The organism is Psychrobacter sp. LV10R520-6, assembly GCF_900182925.1.
GTDB lineage: Bacteria > Pseudomonadota > Gammaproteobacteria > Pseudomonadales > Moraxellaceae > Psychrobacter.
Window position 1 is genome coordinate 1,465,197 of sequence record NZ_LT900024.1, and the last position, 24,771, is coordinate 1,489,967.

A 24,771-nucleotide genomic window follows, 5' to 3' on the forward strand; every position below is an offset into this window, starting at 1 on the left:
GAGTCGTCGTAGAGCTAATATAAGTGTTACGGCCAAGTGAGCTTTAAAGAACTTAGAATAAAGCACGGTGAAGACTCAGGAAACATGAGAGTTTAAGTAAACGCTTAGTAATACCTTATGAAGATTAATATGCTATATTATCAATGAAACCACAATATTTCGTTAAAAGTGACTTAATATGATTACTTATATTCGATTTAATAACTTCTACTCTTACCCAGAGTCTACTGAAGTATCATTCACTCTGGGCAAACAACCTACTAAGACTGACTATGATTTTTATATTGATACCATGCAAGACCAATATCGATTAAATAAAGTCACTGCCATACTTGGCGCTAATGGCTCTGGTAAGACTCAACTGCTAAAAGCGATTGCATTTTTACGTTGGTTTATGTGTGACTCAACCAGCAGCCTTGATTCAGAAGAGGCCATACCCTTTAGCCAGTTTGCGCTAAGTGATAATGAGTCATCCGAGTTTGAATTTGGCTTTTTACTCAAAAACGCTGATGACGTTTATGAAGAATATCGCTATGAGCTGACTTTGACACAGAACAGGGTAATTAAAGAAGCCTTATACAAAAAGACCAGTAGCCAATTTAGTTATATATTTATACGTCATCATGAAGATGACCAACTAACCTATAAGCATCGCAACTTTGTTATCCCTTCTTTAGCCGATGATGTGAAAAAAAATGCCTCGCTTATCAGTTATGCTAATTTGCTCGATGAGCCATTGGCAGAAGCAATCGTTAATATGTTCAATCACTATAAAACTAACGTAGTCTCAATGGGTAGGCTTGGTAGCCTTAGCGAATCCATACCTGAAATGACGGAGCTATTTAATAATGATAATGCACTGAAGCTAACCGCTGAGAAGCTATTGTGTCAGTTCGACACAGGTATCGATCATATCAACATCAAAAAAGTATTGGTGATGAGTGAAGGTAAACAGAAAGAAATGCTACTACCCTTTGGCATTCACAAAGTGGGTGATAAAGAGTTTGAATTGATTATTTATGAAGAGTCTAATGGTACGCAATCTGCCTATAGCTTGCTTGGGCTTATACTTCCTGTCCTTAAGAACGGCGGTGTTGCCATTATCGATGAGCTCGATAATGATTTGCACCCTCTTCTTCTGCCTGCCATATTTGATTTATTCCGCTCATCGCATTACAACCCTCATAACGCTCAGCTTATCTTTAGTTGCCATACCCCTGAGGTATTTAACTTATTAAACAAACATCAAATTTATTTGGTAGAAAAATACGAGCAGGCTTCAGAAGCTTGGCGGCTTGATGATATGGAAGGGGTTCGTAATGATGACAACCTCTACGCTAAGTATATGGCTGGCGCGTTTGACGCGATACCAAATCTATAAGGAGCTAGATTGTGGCAAAGCGTAAGCTGACTAGATCAGTCAACAAAACCACCCTACTCGTCATGGGTGAAGGTGAGCATGACAAGGCCTTAATAAGTTGATGGGGCAATCGGTAGGACTCTACAGATCAGCTCGACCCCATACTCATCTTTATGGTCATCAATGAAATCAACCATTATCTCGGTTTGCGGCCCGTCTCCGCTTGGGCGAAAAAAGCAGCAGCCTTGCGTATAATCTCATTGGCTTGTTTAAGCTCCTTATTCTCACGTTCCAGCTCTTTAATACGCTGCTCGAAGCTTTGAGCTTGTACAATGGCTGGTATGCTTTGTTCAACATGCTTCTTATGCCATGCTCGAAGGGTTTCAGGAGTGTAGTTTTATTTTTTCATTGTCGTATTCTCTCAGATTGTTGAGTCTCCGACAATCCCGGGGCGGTTCATTATCAGGCTCACTTATAAAACCTTGACCAATTCTAGGACGGAACGATATCTAGCGTACTATTCTGCATCATCCAATAGCTTATTAAGCGCCTCTACCATTTCATCGTCTATGATACTGTCTTCTACATAGTCGACTATTTCATGTACGGTAGTCATATCCATTTCCTGAATACTTGAGCTTGCTAACTGCTCATTAATAGACGTCAAGCTTTCTTTATCTTCAGAGTCACCTAATACATTCTCTTCAAATCCGTCACTTACAAACCAGTATATTTTTTCTAATAAGGTCTCTCTTTTTGTTAAAGTAGAATAACCATCACCGTGAATAAACAAATTAAAATGATAAGGCAGTTCTATCTCATTGATGAAAAAAGTACGCTTACATTCTAAGGTATAGGCTTGCACTTCTTTATCTTCATAGCCTTCGCTATCTTTATAGATTTCGTCTTCTGCCAGCTCTTCTTTTACTAATCCCCCTAATATTTCATAATCTCCTACTTTTACCTTATGATTATAAATGATACAGGAGTCAGAAACTGCGTCGAAAACAACCGCACAAATATCTAAAGTATTATCATCAATGTCATAAAAACCTTTTAGAACTGATGGGAATTCTTTTAGTTTTTCATCAGGTACTTGGGTTAAAAACTGCTGCTCGTATATCTTAATCATGTCTTCAGGAGAATAGGTATTAGCGGTATCCGTCTCATTCCTGCCGGTAGGCTTTAAGGGTAAAAAGTTATAAGGGTTATTATTGGTCATTCAGTACTGCCTTTTCTTTAAGTTAAATTTAGTAGATGTCTGTTACTACAAAGCTGTAGGAGCTTCTAAGCCCACTTCTATTTTTAAGTGTCTTTAGTGCGTCAAAATCTATGAGGCGTATTATCCCTTATTCAGTACCTTTTAGATATATAAGTCAACTTTGTGAAAATGCTAAGTCAAAAAACAAGTTTCGCTATGTGACCTAATCGTTACACTTCCTAATATATTCAGGAATAAAATTGGTCAATTTTGCTCTCTATTTCCCCTAATTCATGCCTATTGTGTACACTGATGAATACATTGGAATTAACATTTTGCTAAATTTTGGATGAATGAGTTAATGGTAGACATAAGTCTTGCAGAAAAGTTAGAGAAATTTACGTCTAATTGGGTTCAAGCGACCAAAGAACCTTTTACAAATCATCCTATAGCTAACTTTTTGAGAAACGATCTAAAAGAAGAAATAGCTACTATCGTTAAAGGCTTTGATGATACCTATCAAATAAATGCCAGTGCTGGCGCTGGAAATTGGTCTAATGTCCCCTGGCTTTCAATCCTCAACCCTAAGATAACAAAATCCACTCAGGATGGTATATATCCTGTTTATTTATTCAGTGCTGATGGTTCAGGTTTTTATCTGTCTTTGATGCAAGGCACTACAGAGCCTAAAAAGAACTTCGGTAAAACTGAAGCTGATCTCAGAGCAGATTTAATCAAAGAGTATATACTTGCAAAATTTCCTGAACTAAACAGTTGGGGTGAAAAAGAGATAGACTTAAATGCAAATACACCATTAGGTAAATCGTACGAAACCGCAAATATAGTCGCCAAGTATTACGACCTAAATATGGAGCTAGATAGCCAGACTCTAAAACAGGATTTACTGGAACTATTATCTTTTTATCAGAAGATGGAAGCGCTGGATATTGATATGGAATTACAGCAATTCGCTAAAACCGAACCACTAGAAAAAATCGAACCTCCTGAAAATAAGATAGAATCTGTCTCTCATCATTTAACCAACCTATCCAAACCCTTCCTACTACTAGCCGGTATCTCCGGCACGGGTAAAACCCGTTTTGTCCGTGAACAGGCCAAAGCCACAGGTAGTCTTAGCGACACCTATTGCCTAACCTCAGTTCGTCCAGACTGGCATGAGCCGAGTGACATATTGGGTTATATATCGCGGTTGAGTGTGAGTGGTGATGCTGAGTACGTCACTACGGAAGTGCTACAATTTATCGCCAAAGCGTGGCGAGCGATTCTTGATGCTGGGCTTGAGCTGACGGTTAACGATATCAATGATGATGCTCGGCTGGTCGTTACTGGTGAAAAAGACCAATTAGATGAGGTTCTGCCCTATTGGCTGTGCTTAGATGAGATGAACCTAGCACCTGTTGAGCAGTATTTTGCAGACTATCTATCGGTATTAGAAACTCGTGAATGGCAGTGGCAAGGCGATGATTTTGATTATTGCTGTGACCCGCTGCTCAAATCAGCCACTATCCAGCAATTGATTGGTGACGCCAAGACTAAGTTGCGTAGTGATTTAGGTTTTGGCGAGTCAAAATATGATAGAGAATGGGATTTGTTTTGTGAGCATGGGTTAAGTATTCCTTTTAATTTAATCGTTGCTGGCACGGTAAATATGGATGAAACCACCCATGGCTTCTCTCGTAAAGTTATTGATCGAGCATTAAGCTTCGATTTTGGTGAGTTTTTCCCTAATAACTTTGATCACTTTTTTACCCCGACGGTAAGGCCTAACACCCTAAGTTATCCTATCCACGCACAAGCGGCTGTTGAATTTTTACCTGCGCTCGATAGCAGTGGTGAGAGAAGTATTGGTTTCTTAAAGTAATCAATCAAGCACCGCACAGTCGCTTGCAATCACACACCTCTTATAACAAAGCGGCGCGTTTAAAAGGTAAATTACCCCAGCGATTGGGTGCAAAAATCAAAGAAGACTTTACTAACGGTCTGTACGACAAACGCTACCAAGTCACGAAAAAACAGCTGAGTGTGGATACACTAGAGAACCGTTTTAATGAACTACCGACCACCTATAGAGGTGGCGGTTTCTTAGGTAATACCCATACTTGATACGATATTCTGTATCAGCGGTTAGGCAAATTCACTAAGCTAACCCTGTCGCACCGACAGTTTTATTCTTTAGACAGCGTAATCCTTGATTTAGGATGTTGATACTGGCGTTGATATCCCTATCATTACTCTGTAAGCAATTTGGGCACTGCCAAGACCTCACAGATAATGGTAATTCAGCCTTAGCAAGTACATGATCACAGCCTGAGCAGGTTTTAGACGATGGATACCATCGGTCTATTTTGACAAGCTCTTTACCATACCATTCTGATTTATAAGCAAGCATGGCGGTAAAAGTAGACCATGAGCTGTCCGATATGGCTTTGGCCAGCTTTCTATTCTTAACCATGCCCTTGATGTTCAAATCTTCAATTGCAATAACATCGTGGTTTTTGATGAGATTGAATGAGAGTTTATGCAGGAAATCTTTGCGTGCATTGGTTATTTTTTCATACACTTTGGCAACTTTTAGGCGCTGCTTTTGGTAATTACGACTTTCTGACAGCTTACGCTGTTGAGTTTTAGCAACTAGTCTGCGCTTGGCTAATATCTTCTGAGATTTGGCCATTTTAATTTCAAGTTTTGATAAAAACTTAGGATTAGCAACTTTTAACCCGTCTGATAAAGTAATAAAGTCTGTTAATCCTAAATCAATACCGATATTGGAGTGGGTTTTAGGTAGATCATCAACCATTGTTTCAACCAGTAGGCTGACATGGTATTTGCCCGATGGGCTTTTGCTGATGGTAGCGCTTTTAATTAAGCCATTGATAGAGCGGTGTATCTTCGCCTTGATGTGACCGATTTTAGGCAGTTTAACGCTGCTTTGTGTGACTGAAACTGTACCCTTTTGATTATTGGTAGTGTAGCTGTCTTTGATGCCTTTTTTCTTGAATTTAGGAAAGCCTGAACCTTGTTTGAAGAATTTACTATAAGCACTGCGTAGGTTTTGCTGGACGTTGGCTAACGCCAAACTATCCACTTCTTTTAACCATTCAAACTCAGTCTTGTATTGAGCTGGAGTATTTTTTAGTTCGGTTTTGGTTTCTCGGTAATGTTCAATCTTATCATTCAGCATCTTGTTCCAAATAAAGCGGGTGCAACCAAACGACTTAGCAAAGAATATTTGCTGATCCTCTGTCGGGTACAGTCTGATTTTATAGGCTTTAAGGATTTGTTTGCTCATATAGAAGTTGCTTGTAATTAGCGGTATAATTATTAATTATTATAACACATACGCCAAATAGTAACCCAAAAATACGCATTCATCCCACTACTTTAGAAGTAGGGGAGTTCTGCGCTGAGGTGTTAAATAACGACCATCAGACTTTGTTTTTATCATGGTTCAATGCTAGTCACAGCATGATTATGCGCTACAGATTACGAATAGCCGTACTGACTGTGTCGTCTCTAATATATTTTTCCAATTAAGGATATGCTTTATAAATCAATACTAAAAAATAGGGGCTATATAAGGTAAAATAGCACCTATGACAGCTCCTATAAAACCGAATTTACGTAAGATTATTCATCTAGATATGGACGCCTTTTATGCCAGCGTAGAACAGCGTGATTTTCCTGAGCTTCGTGGCAAGCCGTTAGTGGTTGGCGGTGATCCAAGCGGGCGTGGTGTGGTTGCAGCGGCAAGCTATGAGGTGCGCCCATTTGGTGTACGCTCGGCAATGTCCTGCTATGAGGCTCGCAAACGTTGTCCGGAGGTGATATTTGTGCGACCACGCTTTGAGGTATACCGCTCGGTTAGTGCCGATATTCGGGCAATTATGCGCCGTTTGACCCCGCACGTTGAACCGTTATCTTTAGATGAAGCTTATCTTGATGTCACCGGACTACCCGTACATCAAGGCTCAGCGACGCTAATGGCCAATTGGTTACGGGCACAAATATTAGAGCACACAGGATTAACAGCTTCCGCAGGCGTCTCATTCAATAAGATGCTGGCCAAGATTGCCTCTGATATTAATAAGCCCAACGGTACCGCAATTATCACCCCAGCAGATGCCGATGCCTTTATTAGCACGCTACCTATCGAGCGCTTTCATGGTATTGGTAAAGCAACTGCCAGGCGCTTACACGCTATGGACATCAGTACCGGAGCGGATCTTCGGCGCACGCCAGCAGCAATATTGGTGCAGGCATTTGGTAAGCGCGGACAGTTTTATCATGATATTGCTCATGGTCGTGATGAGCGTCCTGTTAAGTCTGAGCGCCAGCATAAGTCCGTCGGCTCTGAGACCACGTTTCGAGATAACTTGAGCGTGGATGATGAATTGCTAGCACAAATTTATGAGCAAAATGCCGATGCCTTTAGCCAAATGCACAACAAACAGCTGATTGCCTATACCATTACTCTGAAGATTAAGTATGCCAACTTTACCCAAATTACCCGCTCACATACGCTAGCTAATGCTTTTGTCAGTGCCGAGTCCGCACATTATTGGCTAGATAAGCTATTTTTAGATATTCCGCGTGCGCTACCTATTAGGCTAGTTGGTGTGACTTATTCCTCCTTGACGCCTGCCACGCAATTACTGCCCCAGCTAAATTTATTTGAGTGATGCGTTTATTCAAAAGATGCATTTGTGCAAAAGATATTTTTATTTGCAGGATGTTTTTTGAGTAAAATTTCCTTTTTTGGTTAAATAAAAATTTTATGAGCCTTTATTTAGTCATCCTTATTGCTCAGGCTATTTAATCTATAAACAACTATTCTTGTAGTTCGCAAAACGGCTGGTAAAGTAAAACTTTATAACCCTATTTCTGCTAAACTGACGCCAAAATATTTATCTATTTAAAGACCTATTATGACTGACTCTCACGCTATAATTTCTGACAATAATGACAATACAAATAATCACATCTTGGATTATTTAAGTGTGGCTGATTATGATTATGAACTGCCTGATAATTTAATTGCCCGCTACCCATTGGCGCAGCGTTCAGCGTCTAAGTTGCTATATTTGCCAGCTAGCGTTGAGGCAACACAGACCAGTCAGGTACAAGACCATCTGTTTACTGAGCTGCCAGATCTACTTAACGCTGGCGATTTGATTGTCTTTAATGACACTAAGGTCATGAAAGCTCGACTGTTCGGCAATAAAGACACGGGCGGTAAGATTGAGGTGTTGATTGAGCGTTTAATGGATAGCGCAGACCCTCGTTTATATGCTATTGACTCCCTATCAAATACTGACAACGAGTCGCTTGTTGCATGGCAAAACGCCGCGCTATGCCATATAAAAGCCAGTAAAGCGCCGAAGCTTGGTCAGCGTTTGGTGCTTGCCGATAGTCATATGCATTGTGAGATGATTGGACGCCAAGATAATTTGTTTATTCTTGCCTTTGACGAGCCAATTTTACCCAATCTCGAGCTTCATGGTGAACTGCCTATTCCCCCCTACTTCGAGCGTCATGCAGACGCCACTGATAATACCCGTTATCAAACCGTCTTTCATGATCCTGCTAAACTTGCTAGCGTTGCCGCACCTACGGCCAGCTTGCATTTTGATGATACCGTACTGGAAATGCTGGCGGCAAAAGGCATTAATACTGCTTTTGTTACTTTGCACGTTGGCGCGGGTACTTTTGCTCCGGTAAAAACAGAAAACCTGCTTAACCACACTATGCACAGTGAATATGCGCACCTGCCGCAAACCACCGCGGATTTAATCAACCAAACGCATGCCAATGGCAAACAAGTCATTGCTATCGGCACGACCGTAACCCGCGTCCTTGAAACCGCTTATCAAAAAACAGCCATTAATGGTCAAGCGCTCTCTAGTTGGTCAGGTGATACCGATATTTTCATTTATCCGGGCTTTAAGTTTGGGGTTATCGATCGCTTGCTGACTAACTTTCACCTGCCCAAGTCCACTTTGTTAATGTTAGTATCCGCATTTGCAGGTAAAGACGCTATTGAAAACGCCTATCAGCACGCTATTGAGGCGCAGTATCGCTTTTTTAGTTATGGCGATGCCATGCTATTAGATAGAACGACTACTAGTAGATAGAACGGTCATTAGATAGAAATGCGACTCGATAAAATTAAGACTTGAAGCGTGCTTTGGCATATTGGTCACAACTGCTATGGAATAAGCTGGTAAACTAAACTGTATTTTGTTATAACAACAGCAGTAACTTATATTCTGAGGTGCTTGCTTATAAGCTGAGTCAAAGCAGTGAGTTGCTAAGATTTCAAATATCGGCAACGTATCACTGCTCGGTGTTTCAGCGCTTAGCATTTGAGTGATTATAATCCAAGTCCTTAAAGATAAGTCAGTATAAAAAAACAGTTAATACCCCACTCTCAACTATCATAATTTTTGGCGTAGGCTGTGGCTTTAGCCCAGCGTTTTTGGCAAATTGTTACGATTGACTGGGCTAAAAGCGCCAGCCTACGATAGCCCCTATTAAGTTGAGAGTCGCGTAGTTAATATAAATAGACACTATAAAAGGCCTGCGCATGTCTTGGCATTTACCTCATTGCTTTTATCGCTTGACCACCACCCATCGGGCGGTGTCAATGGCGTTATTTTGTTCAGCCAGCTCTGTGGCAATGTCAGTGGTAATGTCATCTGGTGCACAAGCGGCAACTATGGGCAAGACCATCATAACGTCTGCACAGCACGAGCCTTTAGCGGCTAGCATTATAGTCACTGATATTAAAGCGGCTGATTTTTCAGCCAGTCTGACCAATCCTGTTGTCTATAAACAGATGGGACTGACGCCGACCGCATCAATGACCGTGCGCTTCAAGCCTATATCGTCTACCGCTGGTCAATTATTTATCAGTACGACCCAGCCCGTATCTAAGCCGTTTGCTGATGTGGTCTTGGCTATTAATGAGGGAGGACAACGTAAGGTTATCCCTAAGACCTTGCTCATGCCTCTTGATGATAGCCTGCCGATTAAACCCTCTAATACCGTCATAACGACAGCAAAAAAGCCTAACCTGCCGGTAGTTTCAACAACTAACGCGCAACCGTTAACGGTTAGAAAGGGCACGCCCCCACCATTACTGTCGTCGCCTCGCATTCAGCCACCCACTCAAGCGTTAAATTTGCCGACAGCGTTAATGCCAATGTCCATGCCGCAGATGGGCAACCTCGTTAATGCTCCTAATAGTGGCTCAAATGATGGTTCAAAAAACACTATCTTAAATAACAGTAGCATACTAACTGCTGTTACTTCTTCAAATGCCAGTTTGAGCACAAGCAATAGTGCAAGTCCAGCTAACGCTGAGAGCATAAACGCTGCTAATAGCATGGCTTCTAACAACATAGTTTCTAGTAATCTAGCTACTAATAAAACAGCCTCAAACAAGACATTATTGACCAATACAAACACTACAACATCAAATAGTAATACGCCCACTACCGGCATAACAGATAAACAGCTCGATATTTTAAACATACAAGTCACACGGCAAATACAGCCTACCAATGCCCTGAAACCCAAGACCCCGAATCCCAAGACCAGTGTATTGGCTACTCAGCCCGCAGCTGCGGCATCAACGCCAACTGATAATAAAACAACATCAACTGCTGAGCTTAATACTGATAATTCAAACGTACCGCCCAGTAGTGATACCATTAATACTAATAGCATGGCCCAACAAACAGTACCGTCTGAGGTCATCGTTAGCGCTTCAGCTAACATTCCAACTAATAGTATGAGTGGTTCTGCGATAAATTACACCGTACAACGTAATGATAATTTATGGGTTATCTCGCAGCAGATCGCGGAGCAGAACAACCTTGACATTCAAACGGTCATGACCCAAATTCAGTCTCAAAATCCTGATGCTTTTATTGATCAAGATGCCAATCAGCTAAAAGCAAACACTCGACTGAACCTATCTAATTATGACGTAATTCCATCACAACAAAGCCTGCAAGCGGCTATTAGCGCTCAAAGACAATATACTCAGCGAGTAAGCAAGCCGGTGATCGAAACAGCCGCTCAGCCAAAGTTAACGCCTAAGACATCATCCGAGACTACTCAAGCCTCTAATCAGGCTACTACTAAAAGTCCTGAGAAACCGGTAACCACTACCACCCAGACGTTGCCAAAAGCGCGTTTTTCTGTCCTCGCTCCTGCTCGCGATGGTAACGCTTATGGCGCCCAGACCAAAGCGGCGGCGGCAACGGGTAATGGTCTAAGTACAGATATATTAGCAACCCTCAAATCGTCACGAAAACGTACAGCGGCACAAGCCAGTCGCTTGTCAAAGACGAATAGTACGCTTGGTAGCTATACTAGAAAATTACAATTACAAAACCAAAAACTTGCTGAGCTTCAGGCTCGTCTTAAAAAATTACGCAATCAATAATTGCCTAGCGGATCAACGCAGTGCGCTGCAATGATGATCGTAGGTGTGGGAGTAACTATGGATAATATGCTATATATCATCGCCGGGCTGGTGCTCATTTTACTGGTAGCCGTACTGGTACTGCGCAAAAATAAAGCGCAAAATCCACCAGAACAGCAGCCTATACAGACGGGTAGAAATGCGGCAGCCAATGCGCCAATATCAACACACAACGAGGATCGTCATAGTACCGCTCAGCGCGACCCTAATAGCGTAAATAAGTTTGATAACACTGCTATCGCTCAGCGCTTCATGGATCAACAGCGCTATGATAAAGCCATTGAGACCCTAGATCGTGGTTTAATAGAAAAACCTAACGATAACCAGCTTTTGCTTAAACTCCTTAGCGTCTATGCAACAACTGATCAACTTGATGATTTTTATATAGTCTATGATGCTATCAAAACGCATAGCGATACAGAGACTATTAATCAAGCCGATGAGCTAAAAGCTTTGTTAGTTGGAGAGCAAGATCAAGAAATACTGCCAGTCGTAACAGAAGCTGATAACAATAACGGTAATTTCGACGGTCTAGATTTTGACTTACCTACTGCACAAACTGTCAGTGAAAAAAGCAATGAAGACCGTGTTTTTGATACGGCTACTGCCGAGACTAGCACCAGTACAGAAAAGGCTGCGACTACCGAACAATCAGAACCTGTCCTTGATCTAAACGATACCAGTGCTGCTAACAATAACGTGGATGACACTTTTGAGCTTACGCTTGGTGACTTAGAGTCTGCCGATGACTTAGAATCCGCTAGTAATTTAGAAGCTGATACAGGTGAGCCCGTTGCCACCAACCTCACACCTGTCGAACAGTTAGATATGAATGAGGAAGAAAGCTCAGTTACGACTGACGACTATCTTATTACGCCAGCTACAGATGACCCAGCTATCAATGAATCAGCTACAGGTAATCCAGTTGCTATTGAAAATACAGAAGATGACGACTTTACTCTGGACTTTGATTTGCCTGAGCAAGCGACTACTCCTACAGACCATACCCCTGTAGACACAGCAGAAGACGACAGCAGATTGGAAGAGATAAGCTTAGAAGATGATGATTTTGTCTTAGATTTCGCAGACTTAGCGGCTGATGCTGACCTTGATACTGATACGGTTGCCGGTAATAATAATGATACTGAAAGCAACGCCGTTGCTGCTGCTCCTGCTACAGAAGACGACTTCACCTTATCCTTAGAGGGTACTGATTCATCAGATGCAGAAAACAAATCACAGATTGATACACCTACTACACCGGCAACGTTCGATGACACTACATCCATAGATGATGATTTTGATTTCGACTTTGACCCTACGCCCAGCTCACCAACGGCAACGACTCCAGTCGAAGTTGAAGAGAGTATTGTTGGCCTCGAAAGCGATATTGAAAACGGTAATAACAGTGTTGATGCTGAAACGGCAGCAGACTTTATGTCACGTTTTGCCGCAGACTTTGACTTTGTCAAAACCTTAGATAGTAATCAAGTGACTTTGGATTTGGCCGAACAATACCTAAAACTGGGCGAATATGATAGTGCCAAACGCTTACTTAATGAAGTCATGGCTCAAGGTAATAGCGAGCAACAACATCAAGCCCAAGCGCTCCTCGATCGAACGGCTTAGAAGGTTTAATTCTAATTAGTATTAGCAAGCATTTTATAATAATAGGATGCTTGTTTCTATTTAGTTCTGAGTCTATTTAGCTGTAAACCTACTTTACTGTTAGTTATATTACGCGACTCTCAACTTAATATGGGCTATCGTAGGCTGGCGCTTTTAGCCCAGTCAATCGTAACAATTTGCTAAAAACGCTGGGCTAAAGCCACAGCCTTGTATCTTGACTAGATGCTAAATTTAATCAAATCTTGATATACTTTATCATCTACTCACGAGCATTGTGAGCGTGACCACAGCCTTAGTGCTTAGACACTGTAACGTAGATTACGCCCAATGCTCATCCTTTCATCTTCACAATCTGAATGGTATCCAAGTGCCTTAGTATAAGTGACACTGAATGAACAAGGGAAGATAATAAGATGACACAGTATATTGGAATAGACATCAGCAAAGCCAAACTTGATCTTGCTTGGCTTAAAGATATCGAAAAACCTAAAGTTAAAACCAAAGTCTTTAAGAACGACAGTACCGACTTCTTAAAGTTGATTGACTGGCTCAAATCCAACGTGACTGAAGATTTGAGCGACATTCATATCATCTTAGAGGCCACTGGCGTCTATCATGAGAACATCGCCTACTACCTGTATGACCAAGGGCTATCCGTTAGTATCGTTAATCCTGCCTTTGTCAGAAGCTATGCGGATAGCTTAGGCTCTCGTCATAAAACAGACAAACAAGACAGTATTCTACTAGCGCGTTACGCCCATAGTGCCAAACCTAATCTATGGACACCGCCGCCGGCTGAAGCCCGTCATTTAAAGTCCCTGCTATCTCGCCTAGATGCTTTGCAACAAGACCTAATGCGTGAGCAGAACCGTCAAGAGAAAGCGGATGCCACGGATACTGCTGTTATCGTTAAAACCTCTATTGAACAGATGATTAGTGCCCTAAAAGAGGCTATAGCTAATCTCAACGATGACATTGATACTCATGTAGAGGATCATCCTAACCTTAAACAAGACCAAGTACTGCTTCAGACAATTAAAGGCGTTGGTCCTGCCACCTCAAGACAGATGCTGTCCTTAATGCACAATAAAAGCTTTACTAAAGCCTCGCAAGCGGCAGCATTCTTAGGACTGATACCCAAGCAAGTGCAGTCCGGTCAGTTTAGAGGTAAAACCCGCTTGGCTAAAAATGGTTCTAGTGCTATTAGAGCTAAGTTGTACATGGCAGCAGTAGTCTCAACCAGATGGAATCCTGATATAAAAGCTCAATATGAGCGCCTCTTAGCTAATGGTAAGTGTAAGATGCAAGCCATTTGTGCTGCCATGCGAAAACTTGTCCATATCTGCTTTGGTGTGTTAAAACACCAGATGCCTTATCAGCCTCAAATAGCCAAAACTGCTGCTTGATTATGATTTGGCAAGATGGTATCTACGCCAAAATTATGATAGTTGAGAGTGGGGTTTATATTATATATTTCTATTAGCTGCTCTACTTCTTCTACTTTTCTTTACTGCGTTTATACTATGTCCTTATCTTCTATAGCAACGACTGTCCCCAACCCTAACTCTCTTCAGCTTATTTATGCTGGCGGTACCTTTGGGAGCTATGGACGGCCTTTAGCACCGCTATCAGCAGCAGTGTTTTTACCAACATTACAACAACTGCTTACTGAGCACAACGATAGCGCAGGACTACCTGACATCTCGTGGCTGGATAATACGCTGATCAAAGACAGCAGCCAGCTAACCCCTAATGATTTTATGCACTTTTATAGCCTACTATTAGAGTCCTATGCCCAGGGGCATCGGCGTTTTGTGTTAATAACGGGAACGGATACCTTAAGTTATTTAGGAGCCTTTCTAGCTGAAGCTTTTGCAGGTAGTGATCTTTGCCTAGTCGTTACTGGCAGTATGCGTCCGCTATTAGACAGTGAAGTGCTACAGAAATATAGCGTTGATACCAATAGTGACGCTTGGGGTAATCTCAACGATTCGCTGAAGTTAGCAGCTGGTGGTGCATCAGGCGTTAAGATTTGCTTTGGCGGTGAATCGTGGCCGGCGCAAACGGTACAAAAAATACACAGTCATGATTTTATGGCGTTTACTGGTCATTCGCGCGCCGCTTATCCCGCTAACAGTTATGTCAAAGCGCTACCAGATACACGTCGGCAGCACTGGATTGACGATCAAAATGCCATCTTAGATAGCATGCGAGCACGTACCGAGCAGGCTCGAATTCACGCGCTATATTGTCTACCGAATGATCCTGAAGTGTTGAGCAATCAGTTACAGGGGTTATTATCGCAACCGCCATGCGGAATTATATTATTGGGATTTGGTGCAGGCAATGTCCCTTACTCAACAGCGCTAGCGGAAGCGCTACAGCTCGCTTATGAACAGGGTCACATGGTGATATGTGCCAGCCAATGTCCGTTTGGCGGGGTCAGTGACAGTTATGCTGCGGGCAGTTGGCAATACGATTATCATGTTATCGCTGGTGGCCGCTTAACTATTCCGGCCATCTATGCTCGCCTGCTATGGTCGTTGCTACGTTATGACACGCCTGCTCGGCGGCGGCAGCGCTGGACGCATAGCGTCAATCAGACTGGCATAACTGTCAAAAAACGTTGAACACGAACGACAAACGTTGATAAAAGCAAACCTTGATAAAAATAGCTCTTGATAAAAACAACTCCTACTATTATTACCAAGTCTCATGACTAAGCATTATAAGCAGCCCTCATAAGCAATCATGATGACTGGCTATTATGACAAATCTTATGTATTGTGACGACTACTTATGCCTGACTCTATTATAAACCCTAAAAATACAGTGCCTGAATATAAAATGCCCGAACTTACCACCCATGAATCTACCGTGTCTCAAGACAGTCCAACTTACACCTTAGCGATTGGCATTGAGTTTTTGGGCACCCATTACCACGGCTGGCAACGACAAAAAGAAGTGCTGGGGGTACAACAAGCGCTAGAAACCGCTATCAGTAAGGTTGCTAACGAGCCGGTAGAAGTGATTGCCGCGGGGCGTACCGATGCTAGCGTCCATGCCAGCAATATGATTGCGCACTTTGTCACTCGTGCTTATCGACCGAATAATAACTGGCTACGCGGCGTTAATAGCCTGCTACCTGATGATATTGCTCTGCGCTGGATTCAACCGATGCCCGCCGACTTCCATGCCCGCTTTGGGGCTATTGCCCGTCGTTATCGTTATATTACCCTCAACCAAGCCCAGCGCCCCGCCATACTCAATCATCAAGTTACCCATATACGTGAGCCTCTTGACTTGGTAGCGATGCAGCGTGCCGCTGCTGATATTACCGGCACGCATGATTTTAGCAGCTATCGCGCCGCTGCTTGTCAATCAAATCAGCCAGTGCGCACAGTGAGCCATGCCAAGCTCTTTACCCATGGGCAGTTTATCGTCTTCGATATTCAAGCGGATGGCTTTTTGCATCATATGGTGCGCAACTTGATGGGCACCCTCTATGCCATTGGCAAGCATAATTTACAACCTGCAGACTTTCTGAATATTTTGGCAAAAAAAGACCGCACCATCGCCCCACCTACCGCATCGGGTGATGGCTTATATTTTATTAATGCCTATTATCCAGAAAACTATCAACAACTATTACCTAAAACCCCGCTAACGCCTATCTGGCTTAACTTACCTGACTGACACAGCACTCAACTGATATACATAACACTTACAAGCTGTCAAGTAACCATCGGATATTTTGTTGCTTTAACCTGCCAATTTACGTATAATATGGGCTTGTTTTTCTACTGATTGATATGAATTATGGCCAAAGACGACATTATTGAATTTGAAGGCGAAGTCATTGACACCCTTCCAAACACGCTATTTAAAGTTCGTTTAGAAAACGGACACGAAATCATTGCGCACATCTCAGGAAAAATGCGTAAGCATTATATCCGCATTTTGACCGGTGATAAGGTTAAAGTTGAGATGACGCCTTACGACTTATCTAAAGGTCGTATTACTTACCGTGGCAAAAACTAATTTGTTGCCTGTAAACCAGTCTTTATAAGACTAAAGTATGGGTATCATTATTTATTAACGGTTCTGATTAACCGGCTGGTACTGATATCTGGGCGGTCTAACTGACAATAACAACGACACTGATAACCCGCTCATGATTGGCTATTAATAGCAGTGTTCCCTTTATTCACTATAACGATTTAAGTGAGTATTGAACGCGTCACAATAGCTAAATATATTATAGTTGGATATATTGAATATCTACTGGTAAGAGTCTGCTTAATAACTGATGTTATATTTGCACCAAATGATCATAGTTTTACCGCTTATACTTTATCTTCGTTCATAAAAAATACCGCTAATTATAAGCGGTATTTTTGTGTTTGGTGTTAAGTATTAGACGCTACTGAAACTCTACAGTCGCATCGTTTTGAATGGTACCTAGCAGCGCCAGTGCATCCCAGTTGGTCAAACGTACACAACCCGCTGATGCTTGCCGACTGATACGTGCAGGATCTGGTGAACCATGAATACCGTAGGTAGGCTTACTAAGTCCAATCCATACCGAACCTACTGGATTGTTAGGGCCTGGTGGAATGATAGACTTTTTGCCATCATCATTGGTATAAGTATAATTAGGCTCATGAATTTTTACTTTTACCTTATGAGTGCCTGTTGGCGATGGCGTTGCTGTGCTACCAACCGTAGTAGGATAGCTGGCTATTAAATTATTTTTATCGTCGTAAGCATATAAGGTCTGAGTGTTCTTATCAGCAACCACTCGGCTGACTGGCTTGGTATTAGGGTTACCGGGATTATAAACGGTTATGACCTCGCCCGCGTTAAAGCCAGCACTAGGGTTCAATAACTTGAGATACTTTTCACTCATATGAAACTTCTCTGCCAGCCCTTCAGTGACACTTTCATAATACATGCCATCAAGCTTGGCTTTGGCTTCGGCACTCGCTGGAATGTTGGTCGTTTTGATATTGACGTCGGCATCGTTAAGCTGGTAACTAACCAGTACTGGCTGCGCCATTAGCTTGTCGTTCTTAGTTAACGCTTGCCACGTTTCATCGTTGAGCGTATCGGTGACTGTCAAACCACGAGCTTTTTGAAACGCCTGCATGGCTTTAAGAGTATTCTTACCCCAATACCCATCAACCGCTCCAACCCCGCTTTGTTGCCAATTAAGCAGCGCTTGAATTTTCGTGCCTGTATTGCGATCTATTTTCGTACTAGTGTTCCAGCTGGCACTATTCACCTTTTGTGCGACGTTCGGTAAGTTTTCTGTTGTATATTTAATAGTAGGTAAAAATTTATTAAGGGAAGTCACCGTTTTACTGTTACCTGTCAGCTTTTGACTAGTACCATTAGTAACGGGACTAATTTCGGTAACCGGATTAACGTCGCTGCCGTTTTTAGCACTGGCAGTGAAATTGTTTAAAGTAGAGCTCATATCCATTTGCATTTTTGCTACGCGGTCTGTGGTGTTAAGGTTATCAGTGCTATCCGCATTACTGTTAGCCATCAGTAGAGTTGCAGAAAGACCTATCGCTGCCATAGCACCACTAATTCTTGTTAATTTATGCATAAAGACTCCTAAAGTTACTCTTAATATTAAATTTCAATTATTTAATTTCAACAAAGTGTTTCTTATTATTTATCAATCATGCCACAGCGCCATGTGAGCATATAACCACTTTGTGTTAATAAGTAGCGACTCCTACAGTATCTATGTTGATGCGGATATTAGGGCGTGTTGAACATTCTATCCTTAAAAAATAAAAATTTGATCCAGATGATTTTTAGTACCTTAAAATGAGTCTTAATATCTTCCGTTGAGATTTCAGTGCGATCATCAGTACAGACATAAAAAATCCCATAAATCGCAAAGCAATCTATGGGAGATAAAGTGGTGAATATTAAGCTTTATAAGTAGTTTTTACATTAGTTTGGCCAATACTGCCTGACCCATTTGTTGACAACCCACTTGGGTCAATCCAGTCTCACTACTATCTAAGATATCTACAGTACGCAGCCCGTCATCAAGGACATCACTGACCGCCTGCTCAATAGCCTGCGCCGCTTGTTCGTGTTTAAAGGTATAGCGCAGCATCATAGCGACAGAAAGAATCGTTGCTAAAGGGTTGGCTTTATCCTGACCTGCAATATCAGGTGCTGAACCATGACAAGGCTCGTACATCCCTTTGCCATGTTCATCCAGACTGGCTGATGGCAACATACCAATAGAGCCCGTCAGCATAGCAGCTTCATCCGATAAGATATCGCCAAACATGTTACCCGTTACCATGACATCAAACTGTTTAGGGTTCTTGATCAGTTGCATGCAAGCATTGTCAGCGTACATATGCGACAGACTCACATCACTATAATCGGCTTCCTGCATATCTGTCATCGTCTGCTTCCACAGCTCAGTCACTTCTAAGACGTTGGCTTTATCAATTGAGCACACTTTAGCAGAACGGCCTGCTGCTTGAGCACGAGCTTGCGCCATCTCAAACGCTACCTTACCGATACGTTTAATTTCGCTCGTGCTATATACCATAGTATTATAGCCTTGCTGTTCGCCATTTTCTAAGGTACGAATACCACGCGGCTCACCGAAATAAATACCACCAGTCAGCTCACGAACGATCAATAAATCTAGGCCTAAGATGATCTCAGCTTTAATACTTGACGAATTGACCAATTGCGGATACAGCTTGGCAACGCGCAAGTTAGCAAATAAGCCAAGCTCGCTACGGATTTTAAGTAGACCGCGTTCAGGGCGTTTACTACGCTCAATACTGTCCCACTTAGGCCCACCAACTGCCCCTAATAATACCGCATCTGCTGCCCGCGCACGGCTCAAGGTTTCTTCTGGCAATGGCTCACCCGTCGCGTCAACCGCCACGCCGCCAATCAATCCCGACTCAAGCGTCAAGTCTAACGCAAACTTCTTATTGATTGCTTGGAGCACATCAATGGCTTGGGTCATAATTTCAGGACCGATGCCGTCGCCTGCTAATGTTAAAATCGTTGCCATACTATTCCTTGTTGATAAATGAGATAAGTGCAAGGTTAATGAATTATTCGTATTAAGGGCGGTTACTTCCTAAAAATCGAGCACTTGGTTAGAATTTCCCAGCTCTAAGCTCAATCTCACTGCCATAAGCGGCACTACCTTAAGGAGCTGAAGGAGCTACTTTTGGTATTGACTCTTGCATGATCATACTTGTTTCTACGAACTCGCCTTGATTGTCAGTATCTGACTGCTTACAAAAACGACGCTGAAAAATATTGTCTTTTAGCAAATCAATACAGAGAGGCTCAGGTGAGGCTGTGTCCAATAAGCTGCCATTATTTTGAGGTGACTTTCGGCGATAAGCTCGCAGTAGATACGTCCCTGACTGCTTAAACTCATCAATTAGGGCAAAACGTTCGATATAGTCGACGTTGTTTTCGGGATAAAAATTAATATGCACTTCACGCTTTATAGGTTTAACGCGCGCATAATAATTAATCAGGCCAGGCATACCAGAAGCTGATAAAGGTACTATTTTTACGGATTTATTATCTAAAAGCGGTAGCGTGTCCACTTGCATCTGCTCTTGCTCACGTTTACTGAGCTTCGCATAAGGTATTCCATCAGCGTTTGAAATAGAGATCAGCATCGTAATATCAACTGGCTTATGGGTACCTGTTGATATTACTGAGGTTCTATCAATTTGGGTAATCTCACAGTGATACGTTCCCGCACAGGCAATATTGACCTCGCCATTCATAGGGATGACTTGGCCTGACCATGCCGTAGCATTTTCAGCCTCATCTATTTTTTGATAGCCAGTCAATAGCTGACAGCCGGACAACAATAAGCTTGTGGCCAAAACCGTACTGGTGAATACAGCAAAACGTTTTTTATTCATAATGATGGCTACTATTTTTATAAAATGAGAGGACACATAACAAGCTATCAAGGTTTAATCATACCCTAAATATTACTATACATTTTAGCCAATTTGCCACTATAACTCAACGCTGTATTCTCAAAGATATACTTTTAATTAACGCTGTTGTTTACACTAATCATTGAGTTTATGCTCGTACTTGATTAAATATCCATGGCGTTTTTTGCATCATTTTATGCTCGTATGCTTTAATGGCATCACTTTGCTGCAAGGTCAAGCCAATATCATCAAGGCCATTTAGTAAACAAAGCTTGCGAAACGCTTCAACCTCAAAGGGATATTCTTTACCCGTTGGCGTGATAACCACTTGCCGTTCTAAATCAGCCGTCAGCTCGTAACCTTCATTTTCCATCGTCGTTTTCATTAATTGATCGACAATCTCTTCATCTAAAACGATGGGCAACATGCCATTTTTAAAGCAGTTGTTATAAAAAATATCCGCAAAACTTGGTGCGATTATCGTACGAAAACCATATTCTGAGAGCGCCCACGGAGCATGTTCACGGCTAGAACCACAACCAAAGTTTTTGCGTGCTAATAAGATATTCGCACCTTGGTAACGAGGCTGATTTAAAATAAAGTCCGGATTGATAGGACGTTTGCTGTTGTCTTGACCGGGATAGCCTTCATCGAGATAACGCCAGTCATCGAACAAATTGACCCCAAAGCCCGTACGTTTAATGGACTTTAAAAACTGCTTAGCGATAATTTGGTCGGTATCAACGTTTGAGCGATCAAGTGGGCAGACGATGCCGGTTTGGGTGTTATAAGCTTGCATAATAATTTCCTATAAATCATGGGTCTTATTGAGTAAAGAGTGGTGCATCTTATTAATTGGACCACCCTTTACCCCAATAATAGGCATTTACTGAATATCAGGGATAAATAAAGACTAAAAAGTACGCACATCGACAAAGTGACCAGCCAATGCGGCGGCAGCGGCCATTGCTGGACTAACTAAATGTGTACGTCCGCCATTACCCTGACGACCCTCAAAGTTACGGTTAGAGGTCGAAGCACAATGCTCTTGAGGTTCAAGCTTATCCGCATTCATCGCAAGACACATCGAGCAACCTGGCTCACGCCATTCAAAGCCAGCATCTGTAAATAGAGTATCAAGGCCTTCTGCTTCTGCTTGACGCTTCACTTGTCCTGATCCGGCAACGACGATAGCTTCTTTAATATTATCCGCAACTTTGCGACCTTTAATTACCGCTGCTGCATCACGTAAATCCTCAATACGTGAGTTGGTACAAGAGCCAATGAATATTCGATCCAGCTGAATATCAGTGATTTTCTGTCCTGCCTGCAAGCCCATATAAGTATAAGCACGTAGCCAGCCTTCTTCTTGTGCCTCATCCACCGCTTGATCAGGCGTCGGTATCGATTGAGTGATATCCACAACCATCTCAGGAGACGTACCCCAGGAGACTTGCGGCGCTATTTGGCTACCATCTATTTCGATAAGCGTATCAAACACGGCATCATCATCTGAATAAAACGTACGCCAATACGTTTCTGCTTGCTGCCATTGCTCATCAGTTGGCGCATAAGGACGACCTTTAACATAGTCAATCGTCGTGTCATCAACGGCTACCATCCCAACGCGCGCGCCAGCTTCGATCGCCATATTACAGACGGTCATGCGCCCTTCCATGCTCATATCTTCAAACACTGAACCGGCAAATTCAATAGCGTGTCCTGTGCCACCCGCGGTACCAATCTCCGCAATGATAGCTAACACCACATCTTTTGAAGTGATACCGGCGCTTAACTTACCAGTAACACGGATTTGCATGTTTTTCATTTTCTTTTGAATCAAGCACTGAGTGGCTAATACATGCTCAACTTCAGAAGTACCGATCCCATGTGCCAAACAGCCAAGCGCACCATGAGTCGCGGTATGTGAATCACCACAAACGACGGTCATACCTGGTAGCACTAAACCTTGTTCAGGTCCGACCACGTGCAAGATACCTTGGCGAGCATCATTAATAGTAAACTCAGTGATATCGAATTTTGCGCAGTTATCGTCTAGGGTAACCACTTGTAAGCGTGAGACCTTGTCCTTAATACCAGTCACCCCTTCTAAACGCTCTTTAGTCACGGTCGGTACGTTGTGATCAGGACTGGCAATATTGGCAGACAGTCGCCACGGTGCTCTATTAGCCAGCTCCAAGCCTTCGAATGCTTGCGGGCTAGTTACCTCGTGCAGCAGATGGCGATCAATATAAATTAGGCTTGAACCGTCGTCACGCTCAGTGACTTCATGAGCATTCCAAAGTTTGTCATATAAGGTTTGACCGGCCATGTTGCTATCCTTTATTGGTTGCTAATTGCTTAGCTTAATATTTGTCCCCGCTTAGATGTTATAAGCTGAGTCTCTATCTTCAAGTGTGGGCTTTGGCGTTATTTCGCTAACGTATCTGCTGTTAGTATCTTTTATCTATTTTCTGTGAATACATATTCTGTCAATGAAAGGCATGAGGTTATAAACATTTAATATAGAACTTTCTAATTCATTTTTCGCTCTGTTAGTCGCAATCTATTAGTTATAAATGCCTAAAGTCAGGCGTTTGTCTTTATAAAATCGTGAAATACTAAGGATTTATAGGACTAAGACAATAAAAATGTCAAAAGATATCAAAAATCGTCTCGATGCCTTGTGATTATAGCAGGCTAATCCTATAATAATAATTGATGATTTTTACCCAGTCACAAACTTTTATTTCTAAGACGTTGTGACTGGGTTAGCCAACTTTTATTTATAGCTCATAATGTAGCTAAGGACATCGGTTTGAATACCACTAACTTGACGACGTTTGTAACGGTTATGCACACTGGCAGTATTTCAGGCGCCGCAGAAAAGCTTTTTATTACTCAGCCTGCGGTCAGTAAGCGCATCAAGAACCTAGAAGAAGAGTTCAAAATTACTTTATTCGATACCGTAGGTCGCGGTATTGTGCCGACCCAAGCGGCAAGTGAAATGCTACCCCACGCCAAACGCTGGCTTGAAGATTATGAGAATTTTAAGATTAATCTGCAACATTCCCAGCATATTGTATCCGGTAAACTGGTTATCGGTACCAGTCATCATATTGGTTTGCACCATCTGGCACCCGTATTAAAACACTTTATCCAAGCGTATCCGGCGGTGCAGTTAGAAGTCCATTTTGTAGACTCAGAAACCGCGCACAAAGCGGTATTAGATGGCGATTTATCTTTGGCATTTTTAACCCTGCCACCCGTCTATGATAAGCGCTTAACCTATCATACCCTATGGTCAGACCCACTATACTTTATGACAGGTACGTTATCGCCACTAGCGAAAAAGACCAACGTAACATTAGAGCAATTAGCACGTTATCCCGCTATTTTACCATCTGCTAACACCTTTACCAGCCAAATTACCCTAGCTGAATTTGCCAAAAACAATCTAAAACCTTATGCCACTATGAGCACCAATCCACTTGAGTCCATTCGAATGTTAGTGTCTGTTGGACTGGGTTGGTCAGTATTGCCACAAACCTTGATCAGTCAGGATTTAGAGCGTATCAATATGGCGGACAATGTTGAGCTACAGCGCTATTTAGGCGTTGTTATCAATCCGAAGCTCACACAGTCTAATAGCGTTACTGCTTTATTAGATCTTCTTGCCCCTATTGATTAATATTTTTTAGGGTTATCTGGCATAATGCACAGAAGGTTAAATAAGCGCACAACAAAAAGAAAACGCTATTCGCAATTGGTTCTTTCTTACGTTATAATATTTTCAACTTGGCTTTTATAACATATGGTTACCAGAAGAACACTGACAGTCATATATTGAATATTTTAAGTAAGGTACGATAGCAAAGAAGTGGCAAGTACTTTAAATAATGGTGCTATGTGTTAGATATCTACTCTTTTTTCATACTATATTGTTTATTTTTGTCATAAATGTTATTCATGATAGACGTTTTTATAATAGCTATAGTGCTAATATGAAGCTTGTAGATAGTAGATACAAATAAATAGTAGATATAACGGTTTTAAATGATTGATTTTATCAGTGGTTAACGGATGTTGCTGATCAAAT

19 protein-coding genes, 1 pseudogene and 1 other annotated feature are annotated in these 24,771 nt (G+C 42.1%); of the genes and pseudogenes, 12 read left to right on the plus strand and 8 right to left on the minus strand.

What is annotated here, in order from left to right; translation table 11 throughout:
- The first annotated feature begins 178 nt into the window (after window positions 1-178).
- Window positions 179-1,381 (plus strand): AAA family ATPase, encoded by a 1,203-nt coding sequence (locus U1P77_RS06095; protein ID WP_321156463.1) that lies wholly within the window; start codon window positions 179-181, stop codon window positions 1,379-1,381.
- A 92-nt stretch (window positions 1,382-1,473) separates the two neighbouring features.
- Here U1P77_RS06095 and U1P77_RS06100 read toward each other — a convergent pair.
- Together U1P77_RS06100 and U1P77_RS06105 are read right to left on the minus strand one after the other, a co-directional pair.
- Window positions 1,474-1,751, minus strand: a pseudogene (locus U1P77_RS06100) (IS3 family transposase); the annotation flags it as partial.
- Window positions 1,483-1,599: a sequence feature (AL1L pseudoknot), on the minus strand. Its footprint overlaps the pseudogene before it by 117 nt.
- A gap of 126 nt (window positions 1,752-1,877) precedes the next feature.
- Complete coding sequence (locus tag U1P77_RS06105) at window positions 1,878-2,582, minus strand: hypothetical protein (RefSeq protein WP_321156464.1); 705 nt, start codon at window positions 2,580-2,582, stop codon at window positions 1,878-1,880.
- 340 nt (window positions 2,583-2,922) lie between these two features.
- Here U1P77_RS06105 and U1P77_RS06110 point away from each other — a divergent pair, with 340 nt between their 5' ends.
- Window positions 2,923-4,443, plus strand: coding sequence for an MrcB family domain-containing protein (locus U1P77_RS06110; protein WP_321156465.1), 1,521 nt, complete (start codon window positions 2,923-2,925; stop codon window positions 4,441-4,443).
- Window positions 4,444-4,466: 23 nt separating this feature from the next.
- Window positions 4,467-4,685 carry a DUF2357 domain-containing protein gene (locus U1P77_RS06115; RefSeq protein WP_321156466.1) on the plus strand — a complete coding sequence of 73 codons (219 nt, stop codon included), beginning with the start codon at window positions 4,467-4,469 and terminating at the stop codon, window positions 4,683-4,685.
- 34 nt (window positions 4,686-4,719) lie between these two features.
- On the opposite strand, the gene tnpB is transcribed toward U1P77_RS06115, so the two are convergent.
- The gene (gene tnpB, locus U1P77_RS06120) at window positions 4,720-5,871 is read right to left on the minus strand and encodes an IS200/IS605 family element RNA-guided endonuclease TnpB (RefSeq protein WP_321156099.1); all 1,152 of its coding nucleotides are present in this window, start codon (window positions 5,869-5,871) and stop codon (window positions 4,720-4,722) included.
- A 304-nt stretch (window positions 5,872-6,175) separates the two neighbouring features.
- On the opposite strand from tnpB, the gene dinB reads away from it, so the two are divergent.
- The 8 genes from dinB to infA all read left to right on the plus strand — a co-directional run bounded on the left by dinB (window position 6,176) and on the right by infA (window position 16,743).
- Window positions 6,176-7,261: a DNA polymerase IV gene (gene dinB / locus U1P77_RS06125; RefSeq protein ID WP_321156467.1), complete on the plus strand. Its 1,086-nt coding sequence runs from the start codon at window positions 6,176-6,178 to the stop codon at window positions 7,259-7,261.
- 246 nt (window positions 7,262-7,507) lie between these two features.
- Entirely contained in the window at window positions 7,508-8,713 is a 1,206-nt protein-coding gene (gene queA / locus U1P77_RS06130) for a tRNA preQ1(34) S-adenosylmethionine ribosyltransferase-isomerase QueA (protein WP_321156468.1), read from the plus strand.
- Between the two features lie 452 nt (window positions 8,714-9,165).
- Window positions 9,166-11,034 carry a type IV pilus assembly protein FimV gene (locus U1P77_RS06135; protein WP_321156469.1) on the plus strand — a complete coding sequence of 623 codons (1,869 nt, stop codon included), beginning with the start codon at window positions 9,166-9,168 and terminating at the stop codon, window positions 11,032-11,034.
- A 57-nt stretch (window positions 11,035-11,091) separates the two neighbouring features.
- Window positions 11,092-12,702, plus strand: coding sequence for a FimV/HubP family polar landmark protein (locus U1P77_RS06140; protein ID WP_321156470.1), 1,611 nt, complete (start codon window positions 11,092-11,094; stop codon window positions 12,700-12,702).
- A 413-nt stretch (window positions 12,703-13,115) separates the two neighbouring features.
- Window positions 13,116-14,108 (plus strand): IS110 family RNA-guided transposase, encoded by a 993-nt coding sequence (locus tag U1P77_RS06145; protein ID WP_321155342.1) that lies wholly within the window; start codon window positions 13,116-13,118, stop codon window positions 14,106-14,108.
- Between the two features lie 117 nt (window positions 14,109-14,225).
- Window positions 14,226-15,332, plus strand: coding sequence for an asparaginase (locus U1P77_RS06150; RefSeq protein ID WP_414479049.1), 1,107 nt, complete (start codon window positions 14,226-14,228; stop codon window positions 15,330-15,332).
- 217 nt (window positions 15,333-15,549) lie between these two features.
- Window positions 15,550-16,398 (plus strand): tRNA pseudouridine(38-40) synthase TruA, encoded by an 849-nt coding sequence (truA, locus tag U1P77_RS06155; RefSeq protein WP_321156635.1) that lies wholly within the window; start codon window positions 15,550-15,552, stop codon window positions 16,396-16,398.
- Between the two features lie 123 nt (window positions 16,399-16,521).
- Window positions 16,522-16,743, plus strand: a complete 222-nt coding sequence (gene infA / locus U1P77_RS06160) for a translation initiation factor IF-1 (RefSeq protein WP_021814850.1) — start codon at window positions 16,522-16,524, stop codon at window positions 16,741-16,743.
- Window positions 16,744-17,125: 382 nt separating this feature from the next.
- On the opposite strand, the gene U1P77_RS06165 is transcribed toward infA, so the two are convergent.
- From U1P77_RS06165 to leuC, 5 genes are all read right to left on the minus strand, one after another.
- Complete coding sequence (locus tag U1P77_RS06165; protein WP_321156471.1) at window positions 17,126-18,316, minus strand: L,D-transpeptidase family protein; 1,191 nt, start codon at window positions 18,314-18,316, stop codon at window positions 17,126-17,128.
- A gap of 351 nt (window positions 18,317-18,667) precedes the next feature.
- The gene (gene leuB, locus U1P77_RS06170; RefSeq protein WP_321156472.1) at window positions 18,668-19,771 is read right to left on the minus strand and encodes a 3-isopropylmalate dehydrogenase; all 1,104 of its coding nucleotides are present in this window, start codon (window positions 19,769-19,771) and stop codon (window positions 18,668-18,670) included.
- A gap of 139 nt (window positions 19,772-19,910) precedes the next feature.
- Entirely contained in the window at window positions 19,911-20,651 is a 741-nt protein-coding gene (locus U1P77_RS06175; protein ID WP_321156473.1) for a hypothetical protein, read from the minus strand.
- A gap of 169 nt (window positions 20,652-20,820) precedes the next feature.
- Complete coding sequence (gene leuD / locus U1P77_RS06180) at window positions 20,821-21,471, minus strand: 3-isopropylmalate dehydratase small subunit (RefSeq protein WP_321156474.1); 651 nt, start codon at window positions 21,469-21,471, stop codon at window positions 20,821-20,823.
- Window positions 21,472-21,585: 114 nt separating this feature from the next.
- Complete coding sequence (gene leuC / locus U1P77_RS06185; protein ID WP_321156475.1) at window positions 21,586-23,004, minus strand: 3-isopropylmalate dehydratase large subunit; 1,419 nt, start codon at window positions 23,002-23,004, stop codon at window positions 21,586-21,588.
- A 486-nt stretch (window positions 23,005-23,490) separates the two neighbouring features.
- Here leuC and U1P77_RS06190 point away from each other — a divergent pair, with 486 nt between their 5' ends.
- Window positions 23,491-24,363 (plus strand): LysR family transcriptional regulator, encoded by an 873-nt coding sequence (locus U1P77_RS06190; RefSeq protein WP_321156476.1) that lies wholly within the window; start codon window positions 23,491-23,493, stop codon window positions 24,361-24,363.
- The last annotated feature ends 408 nt before the right edge of the window (window positions 24,364-24,771 follow it).

Bases quoted from the DNA above. Each gene is read 5' to 3' on its own strand.
- U1P77_RS06095 (WP_321156463.1), top strand. From the start codon at position 179: ATGATTACTTATATTCGATTTAATAACTTCTACTCTTACCCAGAGTCT.
- U1P77_RS06105 (WP_321156464.1), bottom strand. From the start codon at position 2,582: ATGACCAATAATAACCCTTATAACTTTTTACCCTTAAAGCCTACCGGC.
- U1P77_RS06110 (WP_321156465.1), top strand. From the start codon at position 2,923: ATGGTAGACATAAGTCTTGCAGAAAAGTTAGAGAAATTTACGTCTAAT.
- tnpB (WP_321156099.1), bottom strand. From the start codon at position 5,871: ATGAGCAAACAAATCCTTAAAGCCTATAAAATCAGACTGTACCCGACA.
- dinB (WP_321156467.1), top strand. From the start codon at position 6,176: ATGACAGCTCCTATAAAACCGAATTTACGTAAGATTATTCATCTAGAT.
- queA (WP_321156468.1), top strand. From the start codon at position 7,508: ATGACTGACTCTCACGCTATAATTTCTGACAATAATGACAATACAAAT.
- U1P77_RS06135 (WP_321156469.1), top strand. From the start codon at position 9,166: ATGTCTTGGCATTTACCTCATTGCTTTTATCGCTTGACCACCACCCAT.
- U1P77_RS06140 (WP_321156470.1), top strand. From the start codon at position 11,092: ATGGATAATATGCTATATATCATCGCCGGGCTGGTGCTCATTTTACTG.
- U1P77_RS06145 (WP_321155342.1), top strand. From the start codon at position 13,116: ATGACACAGTATATTGGAATAGACATCAGCAAAGCCAAACTTGATCTT.
- U1P77_RS06150 (WP_414479049.1), top strand. From the start codon at position 14,226: ATGTCCTTATCTTCTATAGCAACGACTGTCCCCAACCCTAACTCTCTT.
- truA (WP_321156635.1), top strand. From the start codon at position 15,550: ATGCCCGAACTTACCACCCATGAATCTACCGTGTCTCAAGACAGTCCA.
- infA (WP_021814850.1), top strand. From the start codon at position 16,522: ATGGCCAAAGACGACATTATTGAATTTGAAGGCGAAGTCATTGACACC.
- U1P77_RS06165 (WP_321156471.1), bottom strand. From the start codon at position 18,316: ATGCATAAATTAACAAGAATTAGTGGTGCTATGGCAGCGATAGGTCTT.
- leuB (WP_321156472.1), bottom strand. From the start codon at position 19,771: ATGGCAACGATTTTAACATTAGCAGGCGACGGCATCGGTCCTGAAATT.
- U1P77_RS06175 (WP_321156473.1), bottom strand. From the start codon at position 20,651: ATGAATAAAAAACGTTTTGCTGTATTCACCAGTACGGTTTTGGCCACA.
- leuD (WP_321156474.1), bottom strand. From the start codon at position 21,471: ATGCAAGCTTATAACACCCAAACCGGCATCGTCTGCCCACTTGATCGC.
- leuC (WP_321156475.1), bottom strand. From the start codon at position 23,004: ATGGCCGGTCAAACCTTATATGACAAACTTTGGAATGCTCATGAAGTC.